General features: G+C 61.5%; 15 protein-coding genes. 6 read left to right on the forward strand and 9 right to left on the reverse strand.

The genetic code is table 11. The annotated features are described in order from the left end of the window. Positions 1–58: 58 nt before the first annotated feature. On the reverse strand, positions 59–1,060 hold the full coding sequence (locus QP909_RS00660; RefSeq protein WP_284765769.1) for an HNH endonuclease signature motif containing protein: 1,002 nt from the start codon (positions 1,058–1,060) through the stop codon (positions 59–61). Between the two features lie 288 nt (positions 1,061–1,348). Between QP909_RS00660 and ileS the strand changes: the two genes are divergently transcribed. Next, on the forward strand, positions 1,349–4,519 hold the full coding sequence (ileS, locus tag QP909_RS00665; RefSeq protein WP_284765770.1) for an isoleucine--tRNA ligase: 3,171 nt from the start codon (positions 1,349–1,351) through the stop codon (positions 4,517–4,519). Positions 4,520–4,590: 71 nt separating this feature from the next. Here the strand turns inward: ileS and QP909_RS00670 are convergent, their stop codons facing one another. From QP909_RS00670 to QP909_RS00695, 6 genes are all read right to left on the reverse strand, one after another. Next, on the reverse strand, positions 4,591–5,823 hold the full coding sequence (locus QP909_RS00670; protein ID WP_284765771.1) for an MFS transporter: 1,233 nt from the start codon (positions 5,821–5,823) through the stop codon (positions 4,591–4,593). After that, positions 5,820–6,464 carry a GntR family transcriptional regulator gene (locus QP909_RS00675; protein ID WP_239278939.1) on the reverse strand — a complete coding sequence of 215 codons (645 nt, stop codon included), beginning with the start codon at positions 6,462–6,464 and terminating at the stop codon, positions 5,820–5,822. Before QP909_RS00675 ends, QP909_RS00670 begins: the two co-directional genes overlap by 4 nt. 64 nt (positions 6,465–6,528) lie before the next feature. Further along, complete coding sequence (locus QP909_RS00680; protein ID WP_284765773.1) at positions 6,529–7,152, reverse strand: metallophosphoesterase; 624 nt, start codon at positions 7,150–7,152, stop codon at positions 6,529–6,531. Beyond that, entirely contained in the window at positions 7,142–8,806 is a 1,665-nt protein-coding gene (locus QP909_RS00685) for an ABC transporter permease (RefSeq protein ID WP_284765774.1), read from the reverse strand. The genes QP909_RS00680 and QP909_RS00685 overlap by 11 nt, the downstream gene beginning before the upstream one ends. Before the next feature lie 3 nt (positions 8,807–8,809). Continuing rightward, a complete protein-coding gene (locus QP909_RS00690) occupies positions 8,810–9,871 on the reverse strand; it encodes an ABC transporter substrate-binding protein (RefSeq protein ID WP_150851776.1) in 1,062 nt (353 codons plus the stop codon). Between the two features lie 9 nt (positions 9,872–9,880). Next, on the reverse strand, positions 9,881–10,861 hold the full coding sequence (locus tag QP909_RS00695; RefSeq protein ID WP_284765775.1) for an ABC transporter ATP-binding protein: 981 nt from the start codon (positions 10,859–10,861) through the stop codon (positions 9,881–9,883). Positions 10,862–11,019: 158 nt separating this feature from the next. Between QP909_RS00695 and QP909_RS00700 the strand changes: the two genes are divergently transcribed. Further along, the gene (locus QP909_RS00700) at positions 11,020–12,408 is read left to right on the forward strand and encodes a DNA polymerase IV (RefSeq protein WP_284765776.1); all 1,389 of its coding nucleotides are present in this window, start codon (positions 11,020–11,022) and stop codon (positions 12,406–12,408) included. Here QP909_RS00700 and QP909_RS00705 read toward each other — a convergent pair. Then, the gene (locus tag QP909_RS00705) at positions 12,405–13,298 is read right to left on the reverse strand and encodes an asparaginase (protein ID WP_284765777.1); all 894 of its coding nucleotides are present in this window, start codon (positions 13,296–13,298) and stop codon (positions 12,405–12,407) included. The two genes, QP909_RS00700 and QP909_RS00705, sit on opposite strands and share 4 nt — an antisense overlap. Before the next feature lie 108 nt (positions 13,299–13,406). Here QP909_RS00705 and QP909_RS00710 point away from each other — a divergent pair, with 108 nt between their 5' ends. Next, positions 13,407–14,057 carry a WKL family lipoprotein gene (locus QP909_RS00710; protein WP_049377625.1) on the forward strand — a complete coding sequence of 217 codons (651 nt, stop codon included), beginning with the start codon at positions 13,407–13,409 and terminating at the stop codon, positions 14,055–14,057. Here the strand turns inward: QP909_RS00710 and QP909_RS00715 are convergent, their stop codons facing one another. Continuing rightward, the gene (locus QP909_RS00715) at positions 14,058–14,999 is read right to left on the reverse strand and encodes a hypothetical protein (RefSeq protein WP_284765778.1); all 942 of its coding nucleotides are present in this window, start codon (positions 14,997–14,999) and stop codon (positions 14,058–14,060) included. Between the two features lie 41 nt (positions 15,000–15,040). On the opposite strand from QP909_RS00715, the gene lspA reads away from it, so the two are divergent. The 3 genes from lspA to QP909_RS00730 are packed head-to-tail and all read left to right on the forward strand — an operon-like array spanning position 15,041 to position 16,984. After that, a complete protein-coding gene (lspA, locus tag QP909_RS00720; RefSeq protein WP_005324557.1) occupies positions 15,041–15,532 on the forward strand; it encodes a signal peptidase II in 492 nt (163 codons plus the stop codon). Then, a complete protein-coding gene (locus QP909_RS00725; protein ID WP_284765779.1) occupies positions 15,525–16,451 on the forward strand; it encodes an RluA family pseudouridine synthase in 927 nt (308 codons plus the stop codon). The genes lspA and QP909_RS00725 overlap by 8 nt, the downstream gene beginning before the upstream one ends. After that, positions 16,448–16,984 carry a hypothetical protein gene (locus QP909_RS00730; RefSeq protein WP_284765780.1) on the forward strand — a complete coding sequence of 179 codons (537 nt, stop codon included), beginning with the start codon at positions 16,448–16,450 and terminating at the stop codon, positions 16,982–16,984. Before QP909_RS00725 ends, QP909_RS00730 begins: the two co-directional genes overlap by 4 nt. Positions 16,985–16,987: the final 3 nt, after the last annotated feature.

A 16,987-nucleotide genomic window follows, 5' to 3' on the forward strand; every position in this document is an offset into this window, starting at 1 on the left:
CCTTCGGTAGCAGGCATGCCAATAAGGCGCACGAGGCGCCTTATTTCGCAGTCGGGTTCTAGCAGTCGGGCGGTTGCCACCGAATCTGTCCGTTCGTTCGGGCAAGTCGCCCGCGCAGCGGCGGGGCGTTGGGATCGTCATCGTTGGCGCCATTGTGGTACGCGCAAGCTGTGGATAAGTTTGCGATATTGGTCAATCCACCGTGCAACCACGGCTCCAGATGGTGAATTTGGCATTCGTCGGCAGGCTTAGCGCAGCGCGGCCATGGGCATACCGGATTTTCCGCACCCGCCATCAACCGCTGCTTGGCATTGGCGAAGCGCTCCGTGCGGTACAGGTTCACCGCGCCTTCATAGGGGCTCACCAGGGTAATGAGCCCATGCTCCTTCAAGGTGCGGCGCACATACTGCGCTCCCGTAAGCGTTGCTCCGTTGGTCATCTGCAAGGTGATTTCCTCGCCATCACCGTTGACGATGCGCACGTAGTCCTCCAGCCGCACGATGACATTGGTTACCACCGTGCTTCGTTGCGCCGTATCTCCTCCGAAAAACGTATCTTCCACTACATCTAACGGCTTCCTATCCTGGTTTTCCACCGCCGCGTGGAGATCCGCAATAAACGAAGACGAGCCGTCGATCGCTAGCGTCCACGGCGCATCCTTGCGTCTGATGATGCGTACACCAGGCTTCACCTTGCGCTTTTTCTTCGGGACTTTGGATTGGGCCAGCTTTTCCAGTGCCGCTGCTGTGGCCTTGGTGGTGCACAGTTGTTCGCGGAGGACCCAGGCGTCGAAAAGCGTGGGCATCTTGCGAGCATACTTTTCAATGATGGATAAGGCTACGATGGAATGCCCGTTGTGCTGAGCACCTTCGATAGCACGACGACGCTTCCTCGTGAACTTGGTCGTGCCGCAGTACGCCTCTTTTAGCAATGCCAACTCGCGGGCCGTCTTTTCAGCGGCACCTCGCGCGCAGAGGTCCTCCTCGGACATGCCTGCGCACCCGAGGACGATGTCCATCCCGGGTGCCATGGCTGCGAGGTAAGTATCTAGCGCGTTCACGACTCACAATTTATTTCCCCGCGCAAGCCCCCACAAGGGAAAATTTTTAGCCTGTGGATAACTTGTTGTGCACGAAGATTCTGGGGCGCTATACTGTGCCCTACACGCAGTGATCCGGCCATCACCGGGGAGCAATTCAGAAGAACAGCCAGTGTGGCCCAGTAGAACTGAACGGGTGGGACCGTCAACTCCTTCACCGAAACGAAGCGGAGCCTGCGGGCTCAAGCAGGGTGGTACCGCGAGCCTTATTGGCGCGTCCCTGCACCGTGTTAAGAGTGAAGGATAATTATGGCGAAAAAGATTTACCCCAAGGTCGACATGACTGGCGGCTCCAGCCGCTTCCCAGATATGGAAGAGGAAGTCCAGAAGTACTGGAAGCAGGATGATACCTTCCAGGCTTCGCTAGAAAAGACCAAGGACTGCCCAGAGTACATCTTCTATGATGGTCCTCCATTTGCCAATGGTTTGCCGCACTATGGCCACCTGCTGACCGGTTATGTGAAGGATATCGTCCCGCGCTATCGCACGATGGCTGGCAATTTCGTTCCTCGCGTCTTCGGCTGGGATACCCATGGCTTGCCCGCCGAGCTGGAGGCGGAAAAGCAGCTGGGTATCACTGAAAAGGCGCAGATCGAGGACATGGGCTTGGAAAAGTTCAATGAATACTGCGCTAAATCCGTGCTGGAGTACACCGACGAGTGGGAAGAGTACGTCAACCGCCAGGCACGCTGGGTGGACTTTGAAAACGGCTACAAGACCATGGATATCAACTACATGGAATCGGTCATGTGGGCGTTCAAGGAGCTTTATGACAAGGGCCTCATCTACAAGGGCTTCCGAGTTCTTCCGTACTCCTGGGCGGAGCACACTTCTTTGTCCAACCAGGAGACCCGCCTGGATGATTCTTATAAGATGCGCCAGGATCCGACCCTGACGGTTACCTTCCCAGTGAAGGGCGCGCGCGAGGGAAGCGCGGCAGAAAAGACGTTGGCGGAGCACCCTGCGCTTGCCGACGCCTCCTTCCTCGCCTGGACCACCACCCCCTGGACCTTGCCTTCGAACGAGGCTCTGGCGGTTCACCCCGAGGTTTCTTACGTGCTCTTTAAAGCTACGGAGGGTGATTTCGCTGGCCGTACCTTCATCATGGCGGAAAACCTGCTGTCCACCTTGGAGAAGGAACTGGGTGAGGCCGAGGTACTGGAGTCCTTTACCGGCGCGCAACTCGAGGGCTTTACCTATGAGCCTATCTTCGGCTTCTTCCCGGATCTGCGCAATGCCTACCAGGTCTTGATCGCTGATTACGTCACCACTGAGGACGGCACCGGTGTGGTACACCAGGCTCCTGCGTTTGGTGAAGACGATATGAATACCACCAACCAGTACGACATCGAGCTGGTTATCCCGGTGGATGAGGATGGCAAGTTCACCTCGCAGGTTCCGCCTTATGAGGGCCAGCTCGTCTTTGATGCGAATAAGGACATCATCAAGGACTTGAAGGCTGCTGGGCGAGTGGTGCGCCACGTGACCATCGAGCACTCTTATCCGCACTCGTGGCGCTCGGGCGAGCCGCTTATCTACATGGCGCTGCCGGCCTGGTTCGTGAAGGTGACCGAGTTCCGCGATCGCATGGTGGAGCTTAACCACAAGGAAATTGAGTGGCTGCCGGAGCATATCCGGGATGGCCAGTTTGGCAAGTGGCTCGAGGGTGCACGCGATTGGAATATCTCTCGTACCCGCTACTGGGGTGCGCCTATCCCGGTGTGGATGTCTGATGATGACAATTATCCGCGCATGGATGTCTACGGCTCCTTGGATGAGCTGGAGCGCGATTTCGGTGTCCGTCCGGAGTCGCTGCACCGTCCGCACATCGACGAGTTGGTGCGCCCGAACCCGGATGATCCGACCGGTAAGTCGATGATGCGCCGCGTGCCAGACGTGCTGGATTGCTGGTTTGAGTCCGGCTCGATGCCGTTTGCGCAAAAGCACTACCCATTCGAGAATAAGGAATGGTTTGAAACCCATTCGCCGTCCGACTTCATTGTGGAGTACTCCGGTCAGACGCGTGGTTGGTTCTATGTGATGCACGCACTGTCCACCGCGCTTTTTGATCGCCCGGCGTATAAGAAGGTCGTGGCCCATGGCATCGTGCTGGGCAACGATGGCCTTAAAATGTCTAAGTCCAAGGGCAACTATCCAAACGTCAACGAGGTCTTTGATCGCGATGGCTCGGATGCCATGCGCTGGTTCCTGATGTCTTCGCCTATCCTGCGCGGAGGCAACCTCATCGTCACCGAGCAGGGCATTCGCGAGGGCGTGCGCCAGGCTATCCTGCCTATCTGGAATGCCTACACCTTCCTGCAGCTCTACGCAGAAAAGGAAGCAAAGTTCGACACCAGCTCCACGCATGTTTTGGACCGCTATATCTTGGCTAAGACCCACGATGTGGTGGCCAATGTCAACGCGGCACTTGCCGATACCGATATCGCCACGGCAACCGAAGAGGTGCGCCTGTTTGCCGACGTCCTGACCAACTGGTACGTGCGCCGCTCGCGCGATCGTTTCTGGGAGGGCGAGGACGCCCATCCTGAGGCGTTTAATACCTTGTACACCGTGCTGGAGACCGTGACTCGCGTGGTGGCACCGCTGCTACCGCACGTGGCGGAGGTAATCTACCGCGGGCTTACCGGTGAGCGTTCGGTGCACCTGGCGGATTACCCGCAGGCTGCGGACTACCCGTCCGATGCAGGTCTCGTCTCTGCGATGGATGCGACCCGCGCGGTGGCCTCGGCAGCGTCTTCGGTGCGCAAGTCCAATAAGCTGCGCAACCGCTTGCCGCTGCCGAAGCTGACGGTGGCCCTTGAAGGGGCGCAGCGCCTGGCGGACTTTGCCGATATCATCCGCGACGAGGTCAATGTCAAGGAAGTTGAGCTTACTGACGACGTCGATTCGGTAGGCACCTTCCAGGTTGTCTGCAACGCGAAGGTCGCCGGCCCTCGCTTGGGCAAGGACGTGCAGCGCGCCATCAAGAACCTCAAGGCGGGCAACTACGAGCGCCGCGGCGAAGAGGTTGTAGTGGACGGTGATATTGTGCTTGGCCCGGATGAGTACACCGAGCGTCTGCAGGCAGCGAATCCGAAGTCGACCGCGCGTATCGAAGGCCTTGACGGCCTGGTAGTACTCGATACCGAGGTGACCGAAGAACTCGAGGCCGAAGGTTGGGCGGCGGACGTTATCCGCGGCCTTCAGGATGCCCGCAAGGCTTCTGGGTTCGAGGTCTCGGACCGCATCGCGGCCGTACTCTCTGTTCCCGAGGAGAAGAAGGCCTGGGCGGAGCGTCACGCCGACCACATCGCCGGTGAAGTGCTCGCCACCGATTTCCAGGTGACCACCGAGGCGCTCGATGGTGCGGATGTGCACGAGGTGGTGAAGGGGGTTAGCGCTACTGTCGTTAAGCAGTAGCGCGTACGTTGCCACCTAAAAAATAATTGCCCAGCCAGTGCGGCTGGGCAATTATTTATGAGTGATAGGACTTAACGGACCGGGCCGGGCAGGTGCGAGCGCCAACCGAGGACCACGTTAACGAGGCAGCACAGTGCGAGCACGGCGCCAATGAGGAATAGGGTGGTAAAGCCGAGCAGCGGCGCGAGTGCGCTGAAGGCCATGGGGATAAAGAAGCCGGTATAGGACACCGAGTAGTAGACGGCGGTGAGGCCGGCGAGTTCTTCGGCACGGGCGATGCGCTGGACCTCGGAGAGCCCGGCGACAAGGGCGAGGCCGTAGCCTGCGCCCATGACCGCTGCGCCGGCGATTCCGAGCGGCAGGGAGCGAGTATGGGAGGCAACCGCGCCGAGGATGGTGCCCACAGTGATAACGCCCATGGCAACTGCGGAAGCGCGGGCGGAGCGGCTGGTATCGATGATCTTGCCGAGCATCTGGATGCCAACGCCGCAGCCCAAGGTGATAACGGTCATGAGGCCCGAGAAAGCGATGGGGGCATCGCCGGCGGACTTGGACAAAAGCTGGGGCAGGAGGGCATAGGCGGCGCCAGCGCAGCCGAAGACCCACGGGGCGACCGGCAGAACAATGCGCACGAAGCGGCGGTGTGCTGCGGAGGGGATGTGTAGCATGCGCAGCATATCGCGGATGCTCAGGTCAAGGAAGGTGTCTTTTACCGTAGCGCCCCGCGGCGGGCGGGTTTCCGGGGTCTTCATCAGCCAGATAGCGGTGGCGACGGTGAGGAGGATGTGCAGGATATACGCCAAGTGGGTCGGCCACGGACCCCATTGGGCCAGCACCGATGCGAGGCCGGCACCGATGAGGAAGCCTAAGGTCAGGCACAGGGAGGCGTGGCGCGGGCCGGCAGCAGGATCACCGCCAGCGCGGGTAATGAGCTCTGCCACCCACGTGGAGCCAACCGCCATGACGATGCCCAATGCCAAGCCACACATGATGCGGCCCACGGCGATGACGAGCGGCTCGTTCGGCGCGATGGATAAGAGGAAAGAACCCAACAGTGACAGCGGTGCGGCAGGCAGCATAGTGGGGCGGCGGCCAATGTAGTCCGAAAGCGGGCCAGAAATGAGCAACGCCGGCACGATGCCGAGCACATAGGCGGCCAAAAGACCATTGACGGTAACCTGCGAGAAGTGCGACTCCTCGCGGTACATCACTAGGAGAGGGGTGAACTCATTGCCGCCCCACGCGACAGCGACCATGCTGCCAGCGACGGGAAACCATGAGTGTTTGGCAAACTTTTCGGTCATAGTTGATTCCTCGAGTTGGTTAGGTGGGTGTCCAATGCGGAAAGGTAGGCGTCGAGGTCGCCGGTGCGGAGGGCATCGGCAAGCGTGCGGTGCTGATCTACGAAGGTGCGGGCGCGGGCTACGTTGCGGCCAATGGCCGTGGCGGTAAAACGCTGCTGGCGTTCGCGCAGCTGGTGACCCAGCCCGGCCAGCAGGGTATTGGCACCGCCATCCATGATGATCTGGTGGAAACGCGCATCAAGATGTGTATAGGTATGCAGGTCCGCGCTATCCAACGCAGTATCTTGCTCCGCGATGGTCGCATCTAGCTGATCAGCGATGTCCGCGCGCTCGGCATCAGACATTGCGCAGATCTTTTCGGCGCAGTGCCTATCTACAAGCAAGCGTGCCTCATAGACCTCGCGGATTTCTTGCGGGCTGATCGGCACGATGAGCGCACCCCGCCTGGGGTAGAGCTGTAGAAAGCCTTCGACCTCTAGGCGCAGGAAAGCCTCGTGCATTGGGGTGCGGCTAATTCCCATTTCGGTAGCCAGGGAGGCCTCGGAAAGCATCTGCGAGGGCTCGAAAGAGCCGTCGATGATCTTCTCTTTGACGAAGTCATAGGCGCGCTCCGCGGCGGGCTGCATTCGTTCATTGGACATGCGTCCATCTTGCATGCAAGCTTGCATGCAAGCAAGAATATGAGGGTATTTGTGGGGAACGAATCTAGTTAGGCAAACGTGTGACGTGGCACGTATCAGGGGCGAAGAGTAAGCCGTGGCCCATGCCGACCCAGCCGATGAAGGGGGCGTCGGCAAGCGTGTGCGGGGTGTGGACGTGCCCAAGGATCCAGGCATCGGCCTCGCAGGCCTGTAGCTCAGCCACGGACAGCGGCAGGCAGGTGCCTTTAGAAAACTCACCGGTGACGGAAGAATGTAGGAGGCCGAGGACGGGGCCGTCGCTGCGGCGGGGAGGAAACTGGAGGCGGCGCGGGTCCGGATCGGTGGCCACCGCTGCGGTTAGAACCGTGGTGTTTCCTATATGAAAGGTATGCACCTGCGTGCCGTGGACCGTGACCTCGGGCGGAAAGTCCAGGTTGTGGTGGGTATCGTGGTTGCCAGAAATGAAGTGGACCTCGCCGAACAGTGTGGCAGCGTGGGCCATTACGGCGCGGGCCTGGGGCACGAATTCGGACGCCTCAGCGTTGCGGTCGATGATATCGCCCAAGCACACGCACGCCGTGGCTCCACTATTGGCGGCAACTTCGAGTTCTTGCAGGGCCCAGTCCAGCCCAGGGGCGCCCGGGCGGCCTAGGTGCAGATCGGCAAAGACAAAAATGCTAGCGGGCATGTGCGGCCTTCCGGTTTTGCCACCAGGTGATAGCTACCAAGACAACGGTGGAGGTTCCGACGCCGATGAGCGTCATAGCCATAGCCTCGGCACGGTGGCCTTGATCGAATTGGTTCATGATCCACGGAGCCAAGAGGTTGACTTGGCTCGGGCGAATGAGTGAGGACATGACCAGCTCGCGGATGCCTACGAAGAAGGCGAGGAGCCAGCCAGCGAAGATGCCAGGGGCAAGCAAGGGCAGGGTAATGCGCCCAAAGGTATGCAGAGTGGAGGAGCCGGAAATAGCAGCGGCCTCGTAGACGGTAGGGGAGACGGACTCTGCTGAAGCCTTGATGTTTTGGATGGCCATGGGCAAAAAGAGCACGGTGAAGGCCATAACTAGCATGCCCATAGTGCCGTAGGGCGACCATGGCAGCCAGGGAGAGTTCCACAGCAAAATAAATCCAATGGCCAGGACAATGCCGGGTACGGTGTCGGGGGCGATGGCCAAGAAATCGCTGAATTTTGCGGCAATGGTGCTTTGGCGGCGGGTGAGCACCGTGACGAGGACGCCGAGAGCAACCGCGGTGGTCGCGCCAAGGGCGCCTAGTCCGATGGAGCGAACAAGTGCCTCTTGAGCGGTGGGCATCTGCAAAACGATGGAAAAGTAATCGAAGGTCAGGTTATTAGGCGTAGGCGGGGCCGAGCGCAGAATGGTCATCGCGGCCAAGGTGATGGAAAGGTAGGGGATGACCACCGCGGCCATGAAGATTGTTGCGGTCACCACAGCGCCGAAGATGGTGCCGACCGAGCCGAGGCGGATACGTACGGGGCGGCTTACTCGGCCACCGCCGGAGAGGTCGCGGCGTGAAATCCATTGTTGGAAAGCCCAGGCGGCCACGCCGATGGCAAAGAGCACCGACGAGGAGGCAGCGGCGCTGGAAAAATCGAGGGGGTCGATGGTGACGTCTTCATAGATGGAGGAGACGAGCACCTTGTAGCCAATGGCGTTGCCAAGCGTGACTGGGGTGCCAAACTCGCCGGCGGCCTTAATGAAGATAATCAGCGCGCCGAGGGAAAAGGGGCCGATTATGTTCGGAGCGATGATGCGCACGGCTTGTTGCCAGCGGCTCGCGCCGGCTATCTGTGCCATCTCCAGCGTGGACGCCGGAATGGAATTCAGGCAGGTGCGCAGGATGAGGTACAAGAATGGAAAGAGCTCCGCGGCCATGATGAAGGCCATTCCCCACACCGAGTAGATGGCATCGTGGGCGAGCTTGCCGGCGCCGTGGCCGAGCAGCATCTCGGCCACACCACCGCGGCGGGTGAAATCCATCCACGCCATCGCTGCCGCAAAGGGTGGGGTCATAAACGGGATCATGATGACGATCTCGATCCAATTGGCCCTGCTAAACCGCGTCCACGAACGGAGGAAGGCGAGCGGCGCGGCCATGAGCGTGGCAAAAGCCACGACCAGCACGGAGAGCAGGACGGTATTGCCAAGGATGTGCAGCATGCCCGGTTGGACAATGCTGCCTAGGGCTGAGGGCTCATCGTGGTAGCCCACGGCCGCGTTGACCAGCACGGAGGCTAGCGGCGCGGCGACGAGGGCGAGTAAGATGAGAAGGACCCCGTAGATCCCAAGGCGACGTTGGGGAGTGGTGGTGGAGCTCATTGGTTACTTCAGGTAGCGCTTGGCAAAGGTTTCCTTGATGTCCTTGGACTGAGAAACCAGGCCATCGAGGTCATCGTTGAGGGTCTTAATCTCATCCAGCTTCGGGCCATTCTTTGGAGCGATGTCCTTATTGGCCGGGATCATGTTCTTGGAGGCCGAGATCTCCTGTGCCTCATCGGAGAACATGAAGTCCACGAATGCCTCTGCGGCTTCCTTGTTATCGGAGGACTTGAGGATCATGACTGGGCGCGGGGTAACCGTGGTGCCGGAGGTTGGGATAGCAACCTCGAGCGGCTCGCCCTTCTTCTGCGCGGAGTATGCGGAGTAGTCAACGCCGCCGAGGACAATGCCGCGCGAGCCGGAGGTGACCTGGTCCAGCGCTGGGCCATTGGCGCCTTGGACGATCATGCCGTTGTCAAAGAGCTTGTCAAAGAGATCCCAGGTCTTCTCCTCGCCCCACTGGTCTACCATGGCCGCGATGAGGTCGGCTGCGGTACCGGATTCGCGCGGGTCCGGCATGATGATTTGGTCCTTGTACTTTTCATCGGTGAGATCTTCCCAGTCCTTCGGGGCCTCGTCCACGACGTTGGTGTTGGTTACCAGCGCTAGGGCCGAACCATCGCGGCCGGTAAACGCCCCGCTTTCCGACGCCCACTTGGACTCAATCTTGTCCGCTCCCTCCGGCGTGTACTTTTCAAGGGCGCCGGACTTTTCCTGCTTGCTAGCTGCCGCCCAGGAGGCGAGGTAGACCACGTCAGCCTGCGGGTTGGCTTCCTCGGCCTTGAGCTTGGCGGTGATCTTGCCGGTGGTATCGGCAAAGACGTTTACGTGGACGTCGGTCTTTTCTTCGAAGGCCTCCACGAGGGCGTCGGTAAGCCCCTGCGGGTTAGCCGAGTAGTAATCCACCTCGCCGGACAGGCCTTCAGGTGCCTGCCACTTTTCGGCAGAAGAGGTGGACTGGTCGGTGGCGGTATCGGCGCTGTCCTCGACGGATCCGCAACCGGTCAAGGCGAGCGCACCAGCAGCGGTGGTGGCGATGGTGGCGGTGAACTTCTTGGTAAACATGTGTGGCTCCTATGCAGAAAGAGAAGATGGATAGTTGAGGTAGACGGTCTCGCCGCGAGTGAAGCGATGCGGTGAATACGTCACCCAGGGTTCCTCCGCCCCGGGGACGTCGCAGCGCAACTTGTAGCGCCCACCGATGTAGTGAGCGCCAAGAACCTGCGCCTCGACCCGGCGCGGGGAGGCGCCGGTGTCCTCCTCCGCAGTGGTGACGGTGAGATTTTCTGGACGTACGCTGGGCAGCTGTGGGTGGCGGTTCATGGTGCCTACAAAGCCAGCGATGAAATCGGTGGCCGGCTGTTCATAAAGGGTGACCGGATCCGCGAATTGTTCGATGTGGCCTTGATTCATAACCACGACGCGATCCGACATGGCAAGTGCCTCGGCTTGGTCGTGCGTGACGTAGATGACCGTCAGCCCCAGCTCCTGTGCCAGCTGGGTGAGCTCGGCGCGGATTTGCACGCGCAGCGCGGCGTCGAGGGCGGACAGTGGCTCATCCATGAGCAGGAGGTCCGGATTCGAAACCAACGCACGGGCGATGGCGACGCGTTGCTGTTGGCCGCCGGAGAGCTGGTTTGGCCGCGCCTTCGCTTTGCTGGTGATGCCCACCATGTCCATGCAGGCGCGCACCTTCTCGGACCGCTGGCCTGCCGCCACCTTATTGCCTGGGGTTGTCAGCGGAAACTCGATGTTCTTTTCCACCGTCATGTGCGGCCACAGTGCGAGGTCTTGGAAGACCATAGACAGCCGGCGCTTGTTGACGGCCACATTGGTCCGCGGACCATAAACCTCTCTCTCACCAATGGCAATGGTGCCCGCATCAGGAGTTTCCAACCCGGCGATGCAGCGCAACAGGGTGGACTTACCGCAGCCGGAGGGGCCCAGAATAGAGATGAATTCACCGCGGTTGATGCTTAGATCGGTCTCGTGGAGGCCCGTATTATCGGCGAATTCGCGCTTAACGCCGCGCAAGATGACGTGGGGTGAGTTCATAATCAGCGAAATACTTTCTTCAAGAAATAACCTTGAAAAAGATAAGGTCGCAATATTGCATGTGGGTGACGTGAAGATGGAAAGAAATAAAAGCTTTAATTAACGGCACGCAAACACCCAGGAGTGCATGTGGAGGTGCGCCTATTAGACTGGGCCGCATGCAACGCTGGGTTTTACATATCGACATGGACGCGTTTTTCGCCTCCGTCGAGCAGCTGACCCGGCCTACGCTGCAGGGGCGTCCCGTTTTGGTGGGAGGCACCAGTGGGCGCGGCGTGGTGGCCGGCGCCTCCTATGAGGCGCGCGAGTACGGCGCGCATTCGGCCATGCCGATGTACCGCGCGCAGCAGCTTGTTGGACTTCGCGCGGTGGTGGTGCAGCCGCGCCGGGCAGTCTATTCAGCAGCCTCGCGGCGCGTATTTGGCATCATCGCGCAACACGTGGAGGTCATCGAGCAGCTTTCTATCGATGAAGCCTTTATGGAACCCGCCGCCCTGGAAGGGGCGAGCGCGGAGGAGGTCAAGCGCTGGGCGGATGAGCTGCGCGCGCTCATTCGGGAAGAAACGGGTCTGCCGTGCTCCATTGGGGCGGGCTCGGGCAAACAATTTGCCAAGATTGGCTCCGGCGAGGCGAAGCCCGACGGCACCTTTGTTATTCCGGCGGAGCGCCAGCTAGAAATGCTGCACCCCCTTGCGGTGAACAAGCTGTGGGGAGTCGGCCCGGTGACCGGCGCGAAGCTCAAGTCCATCGGCGTCGAGACCATTGGGCAGCTGGCGGCGATGACGCGCAAGGAAGTAGAGATTTCCATCGGCAGCGTGGTTGGGCTGCAGCTGTGGCAGCTGGCCCGCGGCATTGATGACCGTGAGGTGGCACCGCGCGCTATCTCTAAACAGATTTCTACCGAGCACACCTACCCGAAGGATCTGCAGACCACCCCCGAGGTCGATGCAGCCATCGCCCGGGCTGCGGAGGGCGCGCACCGCCGGCTGCTTAAGGATGGGCGCGGCGCACGGACGGTAACAGTAAAGCTGCGCATGGCGGATTTTCATATCGAATCGCGCTCGACCACCTTGCCTTATGCGACTGACGACGCCGCCGTGCTCACCGCCGCCGCCTTCAAGCTCGCCCGCTATCCCGATGAGCTGGGGCCCATCCGCCTGGTAGGGGTGAGCTATTCCGGGCTGGAGACCGCTCGCCAAGACGTGCTTTTTCCGGAGCTAGATCGCGAAATCGTGCGCCCTGCACCGGCAGACACGGACTATGAAACTGGGGTGAGCGACGACGCAACACCGGCTATTCCAGCGACTACGGTGACGGTGGAGGAAGAAACCGATAACCAGTGGCACGCAACGCAAGACGTCTTCCACCCCGATTACGGCCACGGTTGGATTCAAGGTGCCGGCCACGGGGTAGTCAGCGTGCGCTTTGAAACCCGCGCCACGGGTCCCGGCCGCACCAAATCCTTCGCGGCTAATGATCCCGCGCTCGTGCCAGCAGACCCGCTCGACTCACTGGATTGGCAAGACTGGCTGACCAGCGAGGACTAGCCCTCCTGAGCAAAAAGCTCCGCCGGATCGGTACCGGTGGCCAGCGCCGCCGCGAGCAGGATTCGCGCTTGGCTCGGGCGGAACCATCCGGCGTTGATGGCGCCACGTTTGCCCAGGCTCGCGCCACCGCCGTCGCCACCGTAAGCCAGCGCCGTCGGGCCATAGGGTGTGCGGGTAGAAATGATGACGGGGAGGCCGGCGTGGAGGGCGTCGGCAAGCGCGCGGCCCATCTCCTCGCCCATGTTTCCCGAGCCCATGGCCTCCACAATGAGGCCGGAGGCGGGGGAGTTTACGGCGGCGTCGACCAGCAGGCGCCCCGCTCCCGGATAGGCGGGGATGATCTCGATACGCTGCGACGCCAGCGGGGCAGGATTCAAACGCGGGGTGGTGCCAGGAACGGGCAGCGACTCAAACCCGCGCAGGTCACTGGTGTGCCGCTTGCGCGCACCGCGCGCCGGGATGGTCTCCCCGCCAAAGCAGAGGAAAACCCCAGGGCGCCCGCTGGCCGCAAGCTCGCGGGCAGCGCGCAGATTGGTGGGGCCGTCGGCCGCGGGGTGATCGTAGGCGCGCTGCGCGCCCGTAAGCACGATGGGTTTTGCCCCTGCACAGAAAGTCTCCAACGCCAGCGCGGTTTCCTCCATGGAGTCGGTGCCATGGGTGATGATCACGCCACCGATATCCTCGCGCGCGGTGTGCTCGTTGACTACTGCAATGAGCTCATCGAGGTCCGCCAAAGTAATAGAGGACGAATCGAGCTGGCGAAATTCCACTACCTCGGCGTCGATTTCAGCGGCAAGGTCTGCGCCGGAGATGGTGGGAACCAGGGAACCATCGGCCACGGTGGTGCACGCGATCGTGCCGCCGGTGGCGATCAAAGCAAGTTGGGTCATGCACTCAAGGTTAAAGAAATCTCCGCCCACGCGGCGGGCGCAGCCCGGAAAAAGCTGGTGCAGCTGTAAACTGATGGGAGTTTAGAACCCAGACGTGAGGAGTTAGAAGTGAAATTCCGCAAGTTTAGCGCCGCGTGCCTCGCACTGACCGCGGCCACCGCCCTGGCCGCCTGCTCTTCCGACGACGAGCAGGACGATACCGCCGCCACCAACACCGAGGCGCAGGAATCCGCCTCTTCCGACGGCGATTCCGCCGCCCCAGCGCTGCCGTCCCCGGCGGATCTCAATGCCATCCTGGCCAAGGCCACGGATCCGAACGCTTCTGAGCAGGAAAAGACCGCCACCGTGCAGGGCGGCGAGACCGCACCGGAAATCTTTGACACCATGGCACAGTCCAAGCAGGAATCCGGCGCCGAGTTCGAGGTCGTCGATCCTGTGCTTCCGGGCTATGACCCGCAGTCCGTGCTGACCACCGTGAACTTCACCACCGCTGATGGCCAGCAGCAGACCGCTGACCAGGTGGAGTTCGTGTACGAAGATGGCACCTGGAAGCTTTCCAAGGCGTGGGCTTGCACGCTCATCCAAAACACCGTGCCGCCGGAGCAGGTTCCAGAAATGTGTGCAGATACCGGCGCCGGTGCCTCCGCACCCGCCCCGGCACCGGCCGAGGGCGACGCTGCCCCGGCTGAAGGCGACGCCCCGGCTGCCGGCGCCGAGCAGGCGCCAGCTGAGGCCCCAGTAGAAGCCCCGGCCGAGTAACTAGGAAAAGTTCAGCTCCGTCAGGCTCGACTGCACCACGCGCAGCTCCGAGCCGGCGGCGCCATAAATGACCTTCGTGTCGAAAGACACGTTACCGCCCACGGGCAGCGGCTTGCTCAGGTCTACCGTGATGTTGCCCTTGGATTGGGTGCTGGAGTCCACAACCTTGAGCTCCTTGTCCTCCAACTCCGTGCCCTGGGCCTGGCCCTCAAAGGACAGTGCGCCTAGCGACGGCCGCTGTTCTACCTCTACGTTGAGCTTGACCTGGTCGCCCTCGATGGAAGCGACCGTATAGCGCGTGGTCTGCAGCAGGGTGGACTCGCCGGTAACGCGCGAATCCACCGTCCAGCTCGCTCCCTTGCCTACCTCCTCGGTGGGGAAAACCACGGGCAGGGCCGTCAGCTTCATAATTGCCTGTTCCACGGAGCCACGGGCTTCATCCGTGGCCTCCTGGGGTGCGGCAAGGCGCAAGGAATTCATCTGGCCGGTATTTTGGCCGCGCCAGCCAAATTGAAATCCCTCGGCCGAGGAGACGTCGGTGTCGCCAGAAGTTTCCGGCGCACCAGCCGTGACGAAGGCATTGCGGGTAGCCGGCAGCTGGTCTTCGACGTCCTCGCTAGCCTTATCTACCTTGGCCGATAGCGGCAGGGTAGTGGTGGTGGATTCGACGTCGGAGGCCTGAAACTTCTCGGCCGCGGACTTTTTGAGCAGGTCCTGCGAAAAACCCTCGGTAACGCGGTAGTTCACGTCCTGCGTGGAGTCGATATCGCGGTATTCCAGGAGCTTTTTCTCCCCGGTGCCGGGATTGTCCACGGTGACGCGTGGGGCGTCGATAGTCAGGCCCACGGGCTGTTCTACCGCGGGTCCCGGCTTTTCATAGGAACACGCCGTAAGCGCTACGGCGGCTGTGGTCAGGGCTGCAAAAACTTTGACTCGAAACACGCTTACCAAAATACCGGACGCTCCCGTTTAGAATAGAGCGGGTGAGTCAAAAACGAAGGAGCAAGACAGGACTTATCGCCGCGGTTGTCATCGCCGTGGCGCTGGTGGACCAAGCCGTGAAACAAATAATGCTCTCCATCCTTACGGAGGGCGAGCCCCTGCCGGTTATTGGGGATTGGTTCCGGTTTACCCTGCTTTTTAACCCTGGCGCCGCCTTTTCCATGGGCGGGGAGGGCTCGACGTGGCTTTTTACCACCATTCAGCTGGTCTTTGTGCTCGGTGTGGCCATTGCTGCCCCGCGCATTACCCACTCCGGCCAGGCGGTGGGCCTAGCGCTCATCGCCGGTGGCGCGCTGGGTAATTTCGCCGACCGCATCTTCCGCGCCCCCGGCTTCTGGTTTGGCCACGTGGTGGACTATATTTCGGTCGGCTCTTTCGCCGTGTTCAATATTGCGGACGCGGCCATTACCTGCGGCGTGGTGCTGTTCATCATCGCCATGGTGCTGGAAGAAAGGAAGGCCGAGCATGAATAGGCAGATGCGCAGCTTCCCCATTCCTGAAGGCCTAGAAGGCATGCGTGCCGACGCCGCCCTAGCCAAGCTCCTTGGCCTTTCCCGCAGCGCCACCGCGCAGCTGTGCGCCGAGGGCAACGTGACCATCGATTCCCAGGAGCTGGGCAAGTCCGAGCGGTTGACCTCCGGCAACGTGGTTTCGGTGCTTTTGCCGGAGCCAGAAAAACCGTTGCTGCCGCGCGAAGAGCTGGTCGAGGGCATGGACGTGCTCTACAGCGATGCCGATATCATCTGCGTGCATAAGCCGGTGGGCGTGGCCGCGCACCCCAGCGTGGGTTGGGACGGGCCGACGGTGATTGGTGGGCTGCGCGCGGCCGGTTATACCGTGGCTTCGTCCGGGCCGACCGAGCGCCAGGGCATCGTGCACCGCCTCGATGTGGGCACGTCAGGCGTGATGGTCGTGGCTTCTTCGGAGCGCGCTTATTCCGCGCTCAAGCATGCCTTTAAGTACCGCAGCGTAAAAAAGACCTACCACGCCGTGGTGCAGGGCCTGCCGGATCCCATCGAGGGTACCGTCGATGCGCCTATCGGCCGTCACCCCAAGTCGGGCTGGAAATTCGCCGTGCTTGACGACGGCAAAGCGGCCGTCACCCATTACAGCCTCATCGAGGCCTTCCGCGAGGCCAGCCTCATCGAGGTGCACCTAGAGACCGGCCGCACCCACCAGATCCGCGTGCACATGTCCGCCACCGGCCACCCGTGCGTGGGCGATCCGATGTACGGCTCGGATCCGAACCTGGCTAAGCGTCTTAGGCTCGAGCGCCAGTGGCTGCACGCGGTAAAACTCGGCTTTACTCACCCCGGCACCGGCAAGTGGTTCGAGATTGAAGCGCCGTACCCGGCCGATCTCGAGCACGCTTTGGAGGTTCTGCGGGGATGAGGAAGGTCTACCGGCGGCGTCGGCTAGCGGCCTTGGCGGTGCTTGCGGTGCTTTTCTTGGCCGCGCTCGCGCTTTTTGGCGCCCTAGGGACCCAGGCTTCTTCGCAGGTGCAAGGAGACCAGCTCGGCCCGGATGGGGAATCGCGAGCGGAGTATATTGCGCGCGTATCCGGTAGCGACATTCCGGACGCGCCTGCCTACGCCCTTGTCACCTTTGACGAGGACCTGCCGCCCGTAGCCGCCGCGGCCGCCGTTGCCGCAGCCCCGCGCATGGACGCCATCCTTATCGGTTCCACCGCCCCCATCGACGTGCCCGAACCCACCGCCGGCGAGGACCGGGCCGCGGTCATCCAACGCGCTTTCGACCGCATCGATGCCTCCTATGGGCAGCGTCCCACCGCGGTGAGCGCGGCAGTGGTGTGGGGGTCGGGCGCCCAGCTTGCCGACGTCGCCTCCACCCCCTCCGTCGCCGCCGTCGAACCCGCACCCGCGGACGCCGCCTGGGGCAGCTTCGCCATCCGCCCTCCCAGCTAATAT

Source organism: Corynebacterium sp. MSK195 (assembly GCF_030228885.1).
Lineage (GTDB): Bacteria > Actinomycetota > Actinomycetes > Mycobacteriales > Mycobacteriaceae > Corynebacterium.